The organism is Verrucomicrobiia bacterium (assembly GCA_026414565.1).
Classification (GTDB): Bacteria; Verrucomicrobiota; Verrucomicrobiia; order Limisphaerales; family Fontisphaeraceae; genus Fontisphaera.
In genome coordinates, this window is record JAOAIT010000057.1 from 31400 (window position 1) to 47522 (window position 16123).

The 16123-nt window shown below is 63.5% G+C and carries 12 protein-coding genes; 2 read left to right on the plus strand and 10 right to left on the minus strand.

Features of this window, described 5'->3' with window-relative positions; genetic code table 11:
- Positions 1-22 precede the first annotated feature (22 nt).
- The 5 genes from N3J91_13860 to nifJ form a co-directional block, all read right to left on the minus strand.
- Positions 23-3178 carry a hypothetical protein gene (locus tag N3J91_13860; GenBank protein MCX8157507.1) on the minus strand — a complete coding sequence of 1052 codons (3156 nt, stop codon included), beginning with the start codon at positions 3176-3178 and terminating at the stop codon, positions 23-25.
- Between the two features lie 301 nt (positions 3179-3479).
- Positions 3480-4391, minus strand: a complete 912-nt coding sequence (locus N3J91_13865; GenBank protein ID MCX8157508.1) for a metallophosphoesterase — start codon at positions 4389-4391, stop codon at positions 3480-3482.
- A complete protein-coding gene (locus tag N3J91_13870; GenBank protein ID MCX8157509.1) occupies positions 4388-5317 on the minus strand; it encodes a sugar phosphate isomerase/epimerase in 930 nt (309 codons plus the stop codon). Before N3J91_13870 ends, N3J91_13865 begins: the two co-directional genes overlap by 4 nt.
- A 173-nt stretch (positions 5318-5490) precedes the next feature.
- On the minus strand, positions 5491-6495 hold the full coding sequence (locus N3J91_13875) for a dihydroorotate dehydrogenase-like protein (protein MCX8157510.1): 1005 nt from the start codon (positions 6493-6495) through the stop codon (positions 5491-5493).
- A 91-nt stretch (positions 6496-6586) separates the two neighbouring features.
- Positions 6587-10177 (minus strand): pyruvate:ferredoxin (flavodoxin) oxidoreductase, encoded by a 3591-nt coding sequence (gene nifJ / locus N3J91_13880; GenBank protein ID MCX8157511.1) that lies wholly within the window; start codon positions 10175-10177, stop codon positions 6587-6589.
- 379 nt (positions 10178-10556) lie between these two features.
- On the opposite strand from nifJ, the gene N3J91_13885 reads away from it, so the two are divergent.
- A complete protein-coding gene (locus N3J91_13885; protein MCX8157512.1) occupies positions 10557-12305 on the plus strand; it encodes a CotH kinase family protein in 1749 nt (582 codons plus the stop codon).
- 84 nt (positions 12306-12389) lie between these two features.
- Here N3J91_13885 and N3J91_13890 read toward each other — a convergent pair whose 3' ends face one another.
- The 5 genes from N3J91_13890 to N3J91_13910 all read right to left on the minus strand — a co-directional run bounded on the left by N3J91_13890 (position 12390) and on the right by N3J91_13910 (position 15401).
- Complete coding sequence (locus N3J91_13890) at positions 12390-12782, minus strand: PIN domain-containing protein (GenBank protein ID MCX8157513.1); 393 nt, start codon at positions 12780-12782, stop codon at positions 12390-12392.
- Positions 12766-13011 (minus strand): hypothetical protein, encoded by a 246-nt coding sequence (locus tag N3J91_13895; protein ID MCX8157514.1) that lies wholly within the window; start codon positions 13009-13011, stop codon positions 12766-12768. The genes N3J91_13890 and N3J91_13895 overlap by 17 nt, the downstream gene beginning before the upstream one ends.
- Positions 13012-13083: 72 nt before the next feature.
- Positions 13084-14004: a tRNA (adenosine(37)-N6)-dimethylallyltransferase MiaA gene (gene miaA, locus N3J91_13900; protein MCX8157515.1), complete on the minus strand. Its 921-nt coding sequence runs from the start codon at positions 14002-14004 to the stop codon at positions 13084-13086.
- Positions 14005-14011: 7 nt separating this feature from the next.
- On the minus strand, positions 14012-14797 hold the full coding sequence (gene lgt, locus N3J91_13905; protein MCX8157516.1) for a prolipoprotein diacylglyceryl transferase: 786 nt from the start codon (positions 14795-14797) through the stop codon (positions 14012-14014).
- Between the two features lie 34 nt (positions 14798-14831).
- Positions 14832-15401, minus strand: coding sequence for a LemA family protein (locus N3J91_13910; protein MCX8157517.1), 570 nt, complete (start codon positions 15399-15401; stop codon positions 14832-14834).
- Between the two features lie 518 nt (positions 15402-15919).
- On the opposite strand from N3J91_13910, the gene N3J91_13915 reads away from it, so the two are divergent.
- The coding region (locus tag N3J91_13915) for a hypothetical protein (GenBank protein ID MCX8157518.1) at positions 15920-16123 on the plus strand (204 nt) is incomplete at its 3' end.

The following is a 16123-nucleotide window of genomic DNA, read 5'->3' on the forward strand; positions in this document are numbered from 1 at the left end:
GCGAGCGCCCCCCAGGCGCCTTTTATTCCACCGGCAGCACCCGGTAAAACCGCCGGGGCTGGCCCACGCCGGAAGCATCCATCAACACCTGCGGCGTGGTGCTCAGCGTCAGGTTGGTCAACACCTGCCAGCGCGCGTTGGACTGCAAATCCGTCGTGAACTCGACCTGATACCTTCGCCCCACCACGCCCTGGATGGCCAAACTGGGCACCATGGCCACGGAGACCCCGACCGGCGACGGCGGCGGCTCCTGAAACAGCCGGAGGTTGTCCAGCCGGTAAGTCACCCTGGCCGCGCCCAACCCCCAGCCGTCGGTGCCGGCCAGGTGGGCCCGGCTGATGCCCAACCGCTTCATCCCGGGGGGGAAAGCCTCCACCTGCATATCCAAAAAGCCCACCAACGTGCCCGTGTCACGTTCCAGCACGTGCAGCGCCAGCCGGTCATGCGGGGCATCGTAAAACAGGCGGCAGCGATACCACAATCCCTCCTGCCATGACGGCGCACATTGATTGCGGCCCACCCCGCCCCCGTACAACAAAAAACCGCGCCCGCAATCCATGTGGCCCATCTCCATCGCCGCCGAGCCGGGCATCACGATGTTCATCGCCTCATCCCAAAAACCAAACGTCAGTCCCGCGCCGTACTCGCACGATTCCACCATCAGCTCCCATTCCAAATGCCAGGAACGATTCGGATTGAATTCCGGCAGAGGCACAAAGGCCGTCGTCCCCTGCTGGTTGGTCAAGGTGCCCCGCAGGACGCCCACGGCCCCATCCCAGACGACACTGCCCGGATGCGATGTCGTCCAGCCCGGGGCCGCCGCGAAGTCCTGGGCGTGTTGCACCGTCCCCCCGGTTTCCGGCAGGATGATGTCCATGGCAATGAGGTAGCGCCAGCAGAGGTACAACCGGCGGCCGTCGGCGCTGATTTCCAGATCGCCGGTCTCTTCCCCGTGGCGCTCGGAGCGCCCCACCTCCCGCAGAGTCTCGGCATCCAGCACAATCACGCTCTGCGCCGAGGGCGAATGCACAAACAAATATCGGCCGTTGGGATGCAGGACCATGTCCGCCGCCACAAAATCCACGTCATGCTCGGTCAGCGTCCAGGTCTCGCGGTTGACCTCCCAGATTTTACGGTTGAAATTATCGCCAAAAATCACCCGGTTTCCGTGGCACACCACCCCGGAAAAATTGCACGCGATATTGACCGGCAGGGACATCTGCCGCACCACCCCGCATGGCGGCTCCACCCGCACCTCATATAACTGCATGGCGGACGACTGGCGCGGGCGGGCCAGCAAATAGAGAAAGCGCCCATCGGGCGAGCAGCCATGCTCCAGCGAATGGGGCTCGTCGTTCAGCGGAACCCACCCCACCAGATCAAAGGCCCCATCCCGAATGTCATAGACCGCCAGCCCGTCATTGCCCATGTCATAATTCCGGCCATCCACGCCTACCGACAAAATGACCCGGGACCGATCCGGCGTGATGGTAATGCGGCCTGGCCAACTGCCGGGCGGCGGGTTGATCTGGGAAAGCACCCGGTTGGTGTTCCGCAAATCCACCATGCTGATGTTGTCATAATAATAATCTGGTGTGAACAGCCGCTGGCCATCGCTGGCGACCACCACATCGCCGTGGCACGTGCCAAACCGCGCCACCACCCGGGAATCCAGGGTCACCGGATCAAATTCCAAAATGCGCGCCCCTTCCATCGGCATTTCCCACTTCGCGCCAAACACGCGGGAATCCACCGGCGAAACGCCCAGGAAACAGGCCGGCCCCACATACGTCCGGGCGGTGATGGCCAGTTGCACCTCGGAAACCGCGGGCGGGATGGTATTGGTCAAGTTGCCGGAGAACCGGAGGGTCCACTGCTGCCCGGCCACCAAATCCGGCTCGCCCTCCCGCCAGAGCTGCACCAGCGCCATGTTGTCCACCACCTCCACCGGGCGCCCGGCATTGTCCTCCACCGTGGGTTGATAGATGCGCCTCGGCAGCAGGGCGATCACCGGCCGCGCCACATTGACCGCCCGGTTGAGCCGGATGTTCAGCGTATATTCCATCCGCCCCCCATTGGTGAAACCGGTTAAGGTTTGTTGGTAGTCCGGCAGGGTGACCGCCCGCACCCGCGCCACGTAGGCCGGATCGCCGTACAGCACAAACACATCCCGATCATACGCCAGCCCCGCCGGATCCAAGCCGGGGGTTTGCTGCGCCGCATCAAACAGCAACGCCTGGTTGATCAGGTAGCAGCTCTCGGCAAAGGTGAAGCGGCCTTGCGCTTTGATGAAATACTCCGCCACCCCCCATCCCATATAACCAAACCAAGTGTCCGCCACATACGCCGCCATCTGCGCCGCGCCTCCGCTCCCCAGCCACGCCAGGGCCATGGAATAATCGCGGTTGCTGCCCTCGGGGATCAACCCGATCAAACAATTGCCCGGCGCGTAATAGATCTTGGCATTGGTGCTCACAATGGGGTGCAGGCCCCCCTGCGCGTCCTGCGCCATCAACTGCCCCTGATAAGCCGTAAAATAGCCTTCCGGATACGCCTCCGGATAATGCAACTGCCAATGGTATTCGTTGGCATGGCCGGAGGAGACCAGCAAATCCACCCCCTGGGCATTGAGCTTTTGCGCAAACCACGGCGTGTCATCCGTCCGCGCGTCCAGCCCTCGGACAATCGGGCCGCCGGCAGTGCGGGTCCACAAGGCATGCGGCTCCATTTCGGCGTGGTACTCGCCGGCATACAGGTACTCCAGCCAGTCGCCTGCGGTTTTCAGCAGCGCATTTTGCACCTCCAACGGCCCCCGGTGCGAGGCCAGCCGCAGGGCGTAGGCGGCATCGTACCCCGTCACAATGCCCCAGATCGCATCCGTGTACCGGTCCCCGTCCAGATCCCGCAACATCCGGTGACTGTTTTCCACCAGGCTGCGCGTCACCTCCGCCGGCTGCGCCACCACACAGACATAATCCGGCGCCATCGCGCTGAGGGCGCGGCGGGTGGCCTCGGGATACGGCGCGCCGCCATAACGCAACACACTGGCCGAGTGCTTGGTTTGCAACTGCGCCACCACCGCCTGCCAGGCCGGATCACTCCACGTCGTCTCGGAGACCAGGACCACGTAACCGGCCGCGCCGGCAGAAAGAGTCAGGCCCGGCAACAGCACACCCAAAACCAGGGCAAGCCATGATGTTGGCACCGGCCGCAAGTAACTCCTCGGCCGATTTGCCTGATTCCCTGGAAGCAATTGAAACGTTGAGACTCCCCAAACAACAAACGAGGCGAGGCGCTTCATACGAAAAAAATTTATAAAGTTTTGGGTTCACAATTTGTGTAATCAAAATTGGGGAGGGCCGCAAAGCAAAAAAGCGAAAAAACCTCCAAGAAAAGGCTGTTCGCCGGGAAAAGCCCAAAAAGCACTATCTCCCTCCGGCGGCACCCCGCCAACTCCATCCGCCCCCGGCTGTGGCAGGTCAGTTCCGGGACGGGGCCGCCGCTCCCTCTCTTGCCGCGGCTCCATCTCTTACCGTGCGCACCTGGATGCCCAGCCGCCCGTCTTTTTCCACCGTCAACAACATCCAGCCACGCGGCGGATTCTTCTTGGGATCCCCCACGCCAATGGTGGTGGTGGTCAGGAGCGTGATGCCCTCGTGGTGATTGGTCAGGTTGCGATGCAGATGCCCGCTCAAAATGGTTTTCACCCCCCCCTGCCGGGCCAGCCCCAGCAAACGGGCGCGCGGGTAGGGCTCCAAATTCCAGTAACCCCCCCCGGGCTCGCTGTTGGAGCTTTGAAAAGGCGGAAAATGCACCAGCACCAGCGTGGGCACCGCGGAGGTCCGGGCCAGGGCCTGCTCCAAATCCGCCCACATCCGGGGCTCCTCGGGCAGGCCGCTGCCCAGCAGGGGGCCGTTCACGCCCACCACGCGCACCCCGGCATGTTCCCGCACCCACCAGGAGGGACCGAGCAGGGACTCATACCGCTGCAACCGCGTCGAGGTCACCGATTCTTTTTTGCCCTCGAGGCGTTTGTTGCCAATGTCATGGTTGCCGGGCACATACCACACCGGCGCCTGAAACCCCCGCGCCAGCCGTTGAAAATCCCGCAGCTCGGCCGCCGTGCCGTCCTCGGTCAAATCCCCGCCCAGCAACACCAAATCCACCTTCTCCGCGTTGACGGCGGCGATGGCCTCCTGCAACCGCCGCTCGCGCACCGGCTGATCCTCCTTCAGCCGGTGGGTGATGTGGACATCGGACAGCAGGGCGATCCGCACCGGATAACGCGCCTCCGCCACCGGCGAAGCCGCTTGCTGCGGCGTGCGGCACCCCAGCCAGCCCAGCGCCAGGCCGGCGGCCAGCCCCCGCAGCAGGAAGGAGCGCAGTTTCATGCGCCGAATACTTTTTTGGCCCAGGCCAGGCTGAGCCGGTGATTCTCCACCGCCGAGCGGGTGACCTCCGTTTTGCCCTCCAGCGCCAGCTCGACGGTGAAACGCCGGGCCAGTTGATGCTCCCGGGCGTAGCGGGCCACCGCCTCGTAATCAATGTCGCCCTTATCCAGCACCTCATGCCACACCCCGTTGCGGCTCTGCCGCAGATGCCACGTCACGATGCGCCGCCCATATTCGGGCAGCACCTCCATGGGTTGGAGGCCCCCCTTCCACACCCAATGCACATCGTAACACAGCCCCACCGTCTCGGGCGGCGTCTGGCGCAGGACATAATGAAACTCGCGCCCCTGATTCTGCATCTCCGGCAGATGATGATGGATGCCCAGCTTCAGCCCCAGCTCCTTCAAGCCCTGGCCCAAATCCTTCAGGGCGGAAACGGTGTTCTTCAATTCCTCCTCGGTTTTCTCGCGGCCAAGGGGATCCGGGTTGCAGCTTAACGCCTCAAAACCCGCCTCCTTGCATACCGCCGCGCATTTGAGCAGCCGCGCCACCACCTCCCGCGCGCGGGCGGCCTCATGCAGCGCCGCGCCGGTGTACAGACTCACCGGTCGCATGCCCCGGGCGCGCAGTTTTTCCGCAAAACGCGCGGCGGACTCCGGATTATTGGCGTCGAGAAAATTCTCCAGGTAGTCGTAGCCGCAATCGGCCAGCGCCGCGATCACCTCATCCAGATTGAAAGGCTTTTTCTCCCGCTGGTAATACTGGGTCCAGCCGTACACATTGGAGCCAAACAAGGTCTTGGGCGCCGCCCCGGCGGCCCCCAACTGGCCCGCCACCGCGCCCGCGGCCAGCCAGCCGGTGGCCCGCAGAAATTCACGGCGATTCATCTGCCACGCCAGGCTATGCGCCGAATAGGGGTCTTGCATGGCGTGAATGTAGCGGGGAAAAGGCCGGATTGGCCACAAGAAAAAAGATTGCCGGCCGCGCCCGCCCCCACCCCGGGAAGGGGGACAACCCCGGCCCGGCCGGCGCCGCCGGCCGAATAAAAAACCCGGCCGGGAATCCCGGCCGGGCTGGGCGCGGAGGAACACCCTGGGAATCAAGCCAGTTGCGACGGCACAAAACTGCGCAGCGTGCGCATGTATTGGGCGCGCTCGAAGGCGCTGGGATCGGCGCAGTTCTTCTGGCTCACACTGCCAATCATCTGCTGCACCGACTCATACTCGTTCTCCTCCATCCACCGGGCCATGTCGGCCTCGACGATTTTGAGGTGCGGGATGCCGTGCTTCATCAGGGCGGAGCAGAGCATGGTCACCCGGGCGCCGGCCATCAGGGTCTTGAGCACATCCTGCGCGGTGTGGATGCCGCTGGTGGCCGCCAGGTCCGCCTTGACCTTGCCGTACAGAATGGCGATCCACCGCAACGGCAGCCGCCGCGCCTGCGGCGTGCTCAGCAGCACGGTGTTCTCCACCTCCAGCGTGGCCAGGTTGATGTCCGGCTGGTAAAACCGGTTGAACAACACCAGCCCGTTGACCCCCAGTTTGTCAATCCGCGCCGCCATGTTGGCCAGGCTGCTGAAATACGGGCTGAGCTTGACCGCCAGCGGAATGCTCACCACCGCGCGCACCGCCTTGATGATGTCCAGATACCGCTGCTCCACCTCCGCCCCCGTCTGGTGGGGATCGGTGGGAATGTAGTAGATGTTCAACTCCAGCGCGTCGGCGCCGGCCTGCTGAATCTGCCGGGCATACTCAATCCAGCCGCCCACCGAGGAGCCGTTGAGGCTGGCAATGACGGGAATTTTCACCGCCGCCTTGGCCTTGGCGATGTGCTCCAGATACTCCTCCGGCCCCAGTTTGAAGTCCTTGGGCTCGGGGAAATAACTCAGCGCCTCGGCAAAGCTCTCCGTGCCCTGGGTCAGGGCCTCCTCCAAATCGCCGGCCTCCTGCCGCAACTGCTCCTCAAACAGCGAGTGCAGCACCACCGCGCTGGCGCCGGAGTCCTCCATCAGCTTCAGGTTGTCAATCTTCTCGCTCAACACCGAGGCCGAGGGCACCAGCGGCGTGCGCAGTTTCAATCCGAGATATGTGGTTGAGAGATCCATACAGGTTTCGGTTCTGGGTTGTCGCTTAAGGTTGCCCCCGGCGGGACCCCCCGGCCACGCAGGCCGGGGAATCCGACGCCGGGTTAATTGCTCAGGAAGCCGCCGGCGCAGCCGGTTGGGCCGGCCCATATTTCCGCGCCGCCAGGTAGGCATACAACTGCCACCGCGCCTCGGCATCTTTTTGCGCCTGCTCGAAGTACCGCCGCGCGTCCTCCGGCTTGCTCTTCATCAGCATCTTGAAGCGGTTTTCGCTCATCAGATAATCCTGCACCTTGAGCTTCGCCGCAGGCGAGTCCAACTGCAGCGGATTCTCGCCCTTCTCGGCGCGGCGCGGATCATACCGGTACAACAGCCACTGCCCGGATTCCACCGCCAGCTTCTGCTGCCGGGCGCCAATCCCGCGGTCCAGATCAATGCCGTGCGCAATGCAATGGCTGTAGGCAATGATGATGGACGGCCCGGGGTACGACTCGGCCTCAATCATGGCGCGCAGCGTGTGCTCGTCCTTGGCGCCCATCGCCACCGACGCCACATACACCGACCCGTAGCTCATGGCAATCAGGCCCAGGTCCTTCTTGCTCACCGGCTTGCCGCCCGCGGCAAACTTCGCCACCGCGCCCCGCGGCGTGGATTTGGACGCCTGGCCGCCGGTGTTGGAGTACACCTCGGTGTCGAGCACGATCAGATTCACATCGCGGCCGCTGGCCAGCACGTGATCCAGGCCACCGTAACCAATGTCATACGCCCAGCCGTCCCCGCCCACCGCCCACACGCTGCGGCGCACCAGGCTGTCGGCCACGCCCAGCAGCATGCGCGCCTCGCTGGTGTTCTGCCCGCGCAGCTTCTCCTTCAGCGCCGCCACCCGCTGGCGCTGCTCGTAAATGCCGGCTTCGTCGGATTGATCGGCCGTGATCAGCCCGCGCACCAGCTCGTCGCCCAGCAACGGCGCCAGCTTCTGCGCCAGCTCCCGCGCCAGCTCCGCCTGCTTGTCCAGCGACACCCGGAAGCCCAGCGCAAACTCCGCCGTGTCCTCAAACAACGAGTTGTTCCACGCCGGCCCGCGCCCTTCATGGTTCTTGGACCAGGGCGTGGTGGGCAGGTTGCCGCCGTAAATGGAGGAGCAGCCCGTGGCGTTGGCCACCACCATCCGATCCCCGAACAACTGCGTCAGCATCTTCAAATACGGCGTCTCCCCGCAGCCGGCGCAGGCGCCGGAAAACTCAAACAGCGGCTGCAACAACTGCTGCTGCCGGAGTTGCGACACCTTGACCTTCCGGCGGTCCACCTCCGGAATGGTCAGGAAGAAGTTCCAGTTCTCGCGCTCGGTCAGGCGCAGCGGCATCTGCGGCCGCATGTTGATGGCCTTGAGCTTCGAGTCGCTCTTGTTTTTCACCGGACACACGTCCACGCACAGCACGCAGCCGGTGCAGTCCTCCGCCGCCACCTGCAGGGTGTATTTCAACCCCTTGAACTCCGGCGCGCGCGCGTCCGTGCTCTTGAAGGTGGCCGGCGCCCCCGCCAGGTATTTGGCCTCGTACACCTTCGGCCGGATGGCCGCATGCGGGCAGATGGCCGCGCACTTGCCGCACTGGATGCAGATGGTTTCATCCCAAACCGGGATTTCCAGCGCCAGGTTGCGCTTCTCGTACTGCGCCGTGCCCGTGGGGAAGGTGCCGTCCGGCGTGAAGCAGCTCACCGGCAGCAAGTCGCCCTCGTTGCCGTAAATGCGGCCCAGCGTGTTGGCAATATCCTTGGGCGCATTGGCGGTGAAGGGCGGCGGCAGCTCGCGCGTGCTGGTCACCTTGTCCGGCACCTTGACTTCAAACAGATTCGCCAGCGTTTGATCCACCGCCGCAATGTTCTTGTTCACCACCTCATCCCCCTTGCGGCCGTAGGTCTTTTTGATGGCGTTTTTGATCTCCGCAATCGCCTCCTCGCGCGGCAGCACGCCCGCCAGCGCAAAGAAGCACGTCTGCATGATGGTGTTGATGCGCGAACCCATGCCCGTCTCCCGCGCCACCCGGATGGCGTCAATGACGTAGAATTTGGCCTTCTTCTCGATCAACGCCTTCTGCACCGGCCGGGGCAGCCGATCCCACACTTCGTCCTTCGAGAACGGCGTGTTCAGCAGGAACGTGCCACCCGGCACCAGCGGCTTCAGCATGTCATACCGCTCCAGAAACACCGGCTGATGGCAGGCCACAAAATTGGCCTTGCTGATCAGATAGGTCGAGCGGATCGGCCGCGGCCCAAATCGCAAATGCGAAATGGTCACCGCCCCGGCCTTCTTCGAGTCATACACAAAGTAGCCCTGGGCGTAGTTGTCGGTGTTCTCGCCAATGATCTTGATCGAATTCTTGTTCGCGCCCACCGTCCCATCCGAACCCAGCCCGTAAAACATCGCCCGCACCACATCATCCGGCTCGGTGGAAAATTCCGGATCATACGGCAGGCTGAAGTGCGTCACGTCATCCTCGATGCCCACCGTGAAGTGATTCCGCGGCTGCGCCGCCGCCAGATTGTCAAACACCGCCTTGACCATCGCCGGCGTAAATTCCTTCGAGGACAGCCCATACCGGCCGCCCACCACCTTGGGCAGGCTCTTGAGCTGGCCGTAACCGGCCCCCAGCCCCTCCACCAGCGCGTTCTGCACGTCCAGATGCAGCGGCTCGGCCGACGCCCCCGGCTCCTTGCAGCGATCCAGCACGGCGATGGCCTTGACCGTCGGCGGCAGCGCCTCCATGAACCGGCGGATGTCAAACGGCCGGAACAGCCGCACCTTCAGCACCCCCACCTTCTCCCCGCGGGCGGTCAGGTACTCCACCGTCTCATGCGCCGTCTCGGCGCCGGACCCCATGAGAACGATCACGCGCTCGGCATCCGGCGCGCCCACGTACTGGAACAGCTTGTACGTCCGGCCCGTCAACGCCGCAAACTTGTCCATCACCCGCTCCACCACGTCCGGACACGCCAGGTAGAACGGATTGCAGGCCTCGCGCGCCTGGAAAAACACGTCCGGGTTTTGCGCCGTCCCGCGCAACACCGGATTGTCCGGATTCAACGCCCGCTGGCGGTGGGCCAGAATCAACTTCTCGTCAATCATGGCCCGCATGTCGTCCTCCGTCACCAGTTCAATCTTCGACACCTCATGCGAGGTCCGGAAACCGTCGAAGAAATGCAGAAACGGCACCCGCGACTCCAGCGTCGAGGCCTGGGCAATCAACGCAAAATCCATCGCCTCCTGCACACTGGTCGAGCTGAGCAGCGCAAAGCCCGTCATGCGCGCCATCATCACGTCGCTGTGATCCCCGAAAATGGACAGCGCATGCGTCGCCACCGTGCGGGCCGAGATGTGAAACACCGTCGGCGTCAGCTCCCCGGCAATCTTGAGCATGTTGGGGATTTTGAGCAGCAACCCCTGCGCCGCCGTGAACGTGCAGGTCAGCGCCCCCGTCTGCAGCGCCCCGTGCACCGCGCCCGCCGCGCCGGCCTCGCTCTGCATCTCCACCACCTGGGGCACCGTGCCCCACAGGTTGGGAATGCCTTCCGAGGCCCACTGATCACACCATTCCCCCATGTTGGAGGAGGGGGTGATCGGATAAATGCTCATGACTTCATTGCAACGATACGCGACATACGCCACCGCCTCGTTGCCATCAATCGTTATGTATGGTCTGTTCATAAAAATGCTCCATCTTGCGCGGGCGCGGCTGCCGGCGGCCTGGCCTCACCCGCTCCGGCGGGCCAGCTTCCGTAGGTGGGCGCCTTAAAAGCTCGGATTCTACTCCGGCCTGCGTTGAATTAGCAATTCTTAAATCACGCCGCCGCCCATCGTACCATTTCCGCCTTCTAATCATGCACCCCCTCACCGCTTCTGCCCAACCTTGCTTTGTTCATTGTTTTGCATATTTTGCCTTGCCCGCCTTCAAAAAACAGCTCCTCCCTCCCGCGCCCCCGTTCCCCACCCGTCCCAGGCGGCCTCCCCGCCATTTTTCCAGCCACCCCGATTGCCCTTTTTGAACAGCCGCCGGTGTGTTAGGGTCTTTGCATTGATGCATCTGATGCCGCCTCCATCGCCGCCGCCCTCCCGCCACGGGCGGCCCTGGCCCCGGCGTCCCGGCTCCTGGATGATCCTGGCCGGGCTGGGCCTGCTGCTGGGATTTTGCGCCGCCGAGGGGCAGCCGGTTAAAACCAATACCCCGGCAATTTCCGCCACCAACCGCCCGCCCGCTTTCCAGCCGCCGCCCCGCCGGCCCCCCCAGCTCAAGCCCGGCGAAGAGTTGTTCACCACCAACCGCGGCGTCCTGCATCTGCGCCTCCAATTGGAGCCCTCCGCCCTGGAGTCCCTGCGCCGCGACCCGCGCCGTTATGTGCGCGCGCAGCTCTTCGACGGCGACATCCATTACCGCGATGTGGCCGTGCATCTGAAAGGCGCCGCCGGCAGCTTCCGCCACGTGGACGACAAACCCGCCCTCACCATCTCCTTGGACCGCTTCACCCGCAACCAATCCTTCTACGGCCTGAGCAAAATCCACCTCAACAACAGCGTCCAGGACCCCAGCTATATGGCCGAATATATTTGCGGCGTCATGTTCCGCGCCGCCGACGTGCCCGCCCCGCGCGTGGCGCATGCGGTGGTGGAAATGAACGGCCGCAAACTGGGCCTCTACGTGCTCAAGGAGGGTTTCACCAAGGAATTCCTCAGCCTGCATTTCCGCGATCCCTCCGGCAACCTCTACGACGGCGGCTTCGTCAAGGACATCACCGACCCCCTGGAAAAAGACTGCGGCAACGGCCCCGATGACCATTCCGACTTGAAGGCCCTGGCGGCCGCCGCCCAGGAAAAAGACCTGGACCGCCGCTGGGAGCGGCTGTGCAGGGTGCTCGATATGGAGCGCTTCATGAATTACATGGCCATCGAGAACATGACCTGGGACTGGGACGGCTACCCCATGAATCGCAACAACTACCGCATCTACAGCGACCCCACCTCCGGGCGCATGGTGTTCCTGCCCCACGGCACCGACCAGATGTTCAGCCAGCCCGAAGGTCCGCTGCTCAGTCCCCTGCAGGGCATGCTGGCCCTCGCCGTCATGCGCACCGGCGAAGGCCGCCGCCTTTACCGCCAACAATATTATGAGAAATACCAGCGGGTTTATCACGCCGCCGACCTGACCAATCAGTTATGGCACCTTGAGCAGCGCATCAAAAAGACTATCCCCAAGGATTACGCCCACCTCGCTCGCGACCTGGCCGGCCCTGCCCAGGACTTGCGCCGGCGCATCATGGAGCGCGCCCGCAGCATCGAGCGGCAACTTAAAGAACCCCCTTCCGCCACCTTGAAATTCACCCGCAACTCCGCCCCCCTCCGCACTTGGAGGCGGCAGGAGGACACCACCCCCGCCCGCCTGGAACAAGGCCCTGACTCCCAGGGCACCAACTCCCTCCTGATCGCCGCTGACCAACCGCTCACTGCCTCCTGGCGCGCCCGTGTCACCCTGCCCGCCGGCCAGTACCGCTTTTGCGCCGACGTCAAAATCTCCTCCCTCAAGCCTGCCCAGGCCAGCCCGCCCGTGGGCGTCGGCCTCCGGGCCAGTGGCGATCCCCGCCATCCCACCGCCTACACCACCCACGCCCCGCAGTGGACCACCCTGGTTTGCCCCGTGGAAATCGCCGCCCCTTTTGAAGAACTTGAACTCATCTGCGAGCTGCGCCAGGCCGCCGGTGAAGTGCGTTTCGCCCTGGACTCCCTGCGCGTCGAAAAAGTCCCGCCGCCCCCCAAATCATCCCCGCCCCAAACCGGCCCGTAATCACGGTTGGGCCCTTGAAAGGCGCAATCTGGCTACGACGCTTTTCCTGCCACCAGAAAAATCAGGCCTCCGGAACAGTGGGCTCTAAATCTTGATCAAATTCAGGTTGCTCACCCGGTCAAAGTCATCGTCGGAAGTAATCAATTTATCACCACGCGCCCTTGCGGTGGCCGCAATTGCCGCGTCATAAAATTTCAACGGTTTCCCCATGCGGCGCATTTCGGCGTTTAGCCGGGCAAGCTCCGCCGCTTCAGCCTCCCCAAACACATCCACCAAATCGCGCAAGTATTCTTGATAAAAGCGCCTGGTTCTTTCCTGCATTCTCGGGGTTGCGGGCGGGTATAACCCGGCTAAAAATTCGGCCGCCGCATGGGCCGGAATGTAAAAGGGCCCCTCTTCCCCCTGGGGGAGCAGAATGTCCAGATTCCCTGCATGTTCTGCGTGGATGAGAACGCTGGTATCAATCGCCGTGGGCATATGCGTCGTTGGCAGCCTCAATAATCCGGCGGAAACGTTCTGTCTCCTCTTTGGTGAAGGGGCAATGCTTGAGCCGCCTCGTCAATTCAGCCCGGCTCACACCGGGTTTCCGACGGAGCTCCGCCACAGGCCTGCCGTGGCGCTCAATAACGGCTGACATGCCCTTCTTGATCACCTCATCCAGCACGGCTTTGCTGTCGTGGGCCAATTTTGTGGCGGTTACTTTCACCAACCCAATATACGTCCTTTACCCCCGCTTTCAAGCTTCCCCCTGCCCTTGCCCGCCTCGAACCAGGCGCCTTCACACGGCGGCATCCCGCATTTCAATAAGCCGCTCCGCCATCGCCTCCACCGTCATCCCCTCCGGCCAGTCCACCCACACCACCGGCAACTGATGCCGCCAATACGTCATCTGCCGCCGCGCAAATTGCCACGTGCGCTGCTTGACCAGCCCCACCGTGGCCGCCAAGTCCCGCTCGCCGCGCAAATGCTCCACCACCTGCCGATAACCGATCGCCTGCAGCGCCGTCCGGTTCTCCGCCAGGCCCGCCGCCAGCAACCGGCGCGTCTCCTCCACCAGCCCCGCCGCAAACATCGCTTCCACCCGCGCCTCGATCCGCCGCCGCAAATCCTCCGCCCCTCGCCGCAGCGCATACACCTTCGCCCCCACTCCCGCCGCCCCGCCCCAATTCCTGGCGGCTTCGCTCACCGAGCGCCCCGACAACCGCAAAATCTCCACCGCCCGCACCACCCGCCGCGGATTCCGCCGATCCACCCGCGCCCACGTCACCGGATCCTTCTGTTGCAACTCCTTCAACAGCTCCTCCAACGGCGTGGCCTCCAGCTCCGCCCGCAACCCCGGCTCCGGCTCCGGCAACGGCGCCAGCCCCGCCAGCCACGCCTTGAAATACAATCCCGTGCCCCCGCAAAAAATCGGCACCCGCCCCCGCCGCTCCATCTCCGCCACGGCCTGGCCCGCCAGCGCCACAAACCGCGCCGCGTTAAAATCCTCCCGCAACTCGCAAACATCAATCAAGTGATGCCGCACACGCGCCCGCTCGGCGGGGGAAGGCTTGGCCGTCCCAATGTCCAGGCCGCGATACACCTGCATGGAATCCACCGAGAGGATCTCCCCCCCCAAACGCTCCGCCAACACCAGCGCCACCGCCGACTTCCCCACCGCCGTGGGGCCGGTAAGAAAAATGGGGGACGCCGCCGGCATGGCCAACTCACCCTTCCGCCCCCGGCCCCCCCCGCCGCGCCAGCACCCGCGGCAGCCGGTAATACAAACCTACGCCCACCCCCAACACCACCAGACTCGTCCAATGCCCCGGCGTCATCCACCCCCCCACCACGTTGGGATAATCCCCGCGGAAAAACTCCACCCCGGCCCGCAGCACGGCGTAGCCGATCAAATACGCCGCAAACACCTGCCCATCAAACTGCTTGCGCCGATACAGCGCCGCCAGCCCCAGATACAAACACAAATTCAGCCCCGCCTCGTACAACTGCGTGGGATGCACCGCCACCCCATGCGTCTCATGCTCCAGCGGAAACCGCACTGCCCACGCCACCGCCGTCGGCCTCCCATAACAACAACCATTCATCAAACACCCCATCCGCCCCAGCACATGCCCCGCCGCCAGACTCGGCGCCAGCGCATCGGCCAGCACCCACAACGGCAGCCGCCGCCGCCGCGCAAACCCCACCACCGCCACCGCCGCCCCGGCCAGGCCCCCGTGAAACACCAGCCCCCCCTCCCACACCGCCACCACATGCCACCACGGCCGCCCGCTGAAATTCTGCTCCCAATACGTGACCACAAACAACAACCGCGCCCCCGCCACCCCCCCCACAATTATCCACGGCAGCAAATCGTAAAACACCTCCGGCTCCACCCGCTCCCGCAACCCCCGCCGCGCCGCCAGATAAATCCCCAGCACCATCGCCAGCACGATAAACACCCCGTACCAGTGAACGGTCAGCGGGCCAAAACGGATGACAACAGGGTCCACAACCCAAGCCTCGGCAATCCACTCTCCAAATCAATTAAAACTGCACCGTCGGCGCCTTGCGCTCGGCCTCCGGCGCCTCGAAAAACGGCTCCTCCTGAAAACCCAGCATCCCCGCCACCAACACCGTGGGAAACATCTTCACCCGCGTGTTCAACTGCGTCACAGCGTCATTATACGCCTGCCGCGCAAAAGCTATCCGGTTCTCCGTGGACGTCAGCTCCTCCTGCAACGCCAGAAAATTCTGATTCGCCTTGAGATCCGGATACGCCTCGCTGATCGCCATCAACCGCGCCAGCGCGCTGCTCAACTCCCCCTCCGCCTTGATCCGCTCCGCCGGCAACGTGCAACTGGTGGCCTTGGCCCGCGCATTCACCACCGCCTCCAACGTGCCCTTCTCATGCGCCGCATACCCCTTCACCGTATTCACAATGTTCGGAATCAAATCGTGCCGCCGAATGAGCTGCACCTCAATCTGCGCCCATGCATTCTTCACCTTCTGCCGCAAGCCCACCAGCCCGTTGTAAGTGACCATGAGCCACAACCCCACCAACACCACCAGCCCAAGGACCACCCCCAGCACCACCAATAATACAATGCCTGTCATACCCCCACTTATGCCCTAAAAACCTGACCCGTGCAACCGCCAACTCAGACAATTTCACCCACCCAACCCCCCGGCCCTGGCCGCTGACGGATTTTACCGTCTCGGGGAGCGCACGCGTCCCGCGCGCCGCCTCCGGCCCCCGCCGAAGCCATACCAATCCAGCATGGATTAACCATTAGGACTGATCCTCACCCTCTTACACATTCGCCTGCGACAATTCTCCGGTTTTGCATTTTGCACTTTGCACTTTGCATTTTGCATTTCCCCCTCTGCCTTTCCCCTCGGTCTCGGGGAACGCACGCGTCTCGCGTGCCGCCTCCGGCCCCCCCCGAAGCCAAACCAATCCGACAAGGATTAACATTCAGAACTGATGCACACCATTTTGCACCTTCGCCTCCGCCCCCTCCGGCTTTGCATTTTGCACTTTGCACTTTGCACTTTGCATTTCCCTCTCCCCATGTATGGCCTTGAACGAAGAGAGGTTTTGGTGGATATTGGCTTCGGGTCAGCCGGAAACCATGCAAGCGTGGGGAACCATCGGCACGTATGAGGCCAGGGAGGAGACAAATCCCATCTCCCAAGATTCCTCTCCTCTGAACGATGCTTGCAACGTGGGCGGGTTGTTGGCGACGGTGATTCATCATGGCCCGGATGCGGGGGTGTATTTTCCGTTCTATGATGGGAATGGGAATGTGATGGGGTATGTGCGGGGGGCGGATGGT

Bases quoted from the DNA above. Each gene is read 5' to 3' on its own strand.
- N3J91_13885 (MCX8157512.1), top strand. From the start codon at position 10,557: ATGCCGCCTCCATCGCCGCCGCCCTCCCGCCACGGGCGGCCCTGGCCC.
- miaA (MCX8157515.1), bottom strand. From the start codon at position 14,004: ATGCCGGCGGCGTCCCCCATTTTTCTTACCGGCCCCACGGCGGTGGGG.
- N3J91_13865 (MCX8157508.1), bottom strand. From the start codon at position 4,391: ATGAAACTGCGCTCCTTCCTGCTGCGGGGGCTGGCCGCCGGCCTGGCG.
- N3J91_13910 (MCX8157517.1), bottom strand. From the start codon at position 15,401: ATGACAGGCATTGTATTATTGGTGGTGCTGGGGGTGGTCCTTGGGCTG.
- N3J91_13870 (MCX8157509.1), bottom strand. From the start codon at position 5,317: ATGCAAGACCCCTATTCGGCGCATAGCCTGGCGTGGCAGATGAATCGC.
- N3J91_13890 (MCX8157513.1), bottom strand. From the start codon at position 12,782: ATGCCCACGGCGATTGATACCAGCGTTCTCATCCACGCAGAACATGCA.
- nifJ (MCX8157511.1), bottom strand. From the start codon at position 10,177: ATGAACAGACCATACATAACGATTGATGGCAACGAGGCGGTGGCGTAT.
- N3J91_13875 (MCX8157510.1), bottom strand. From the start codon at position 6,495: ATGGATCTCTCAACCACATATCTCGGATTGAAACTGCGCACGCCGCTG.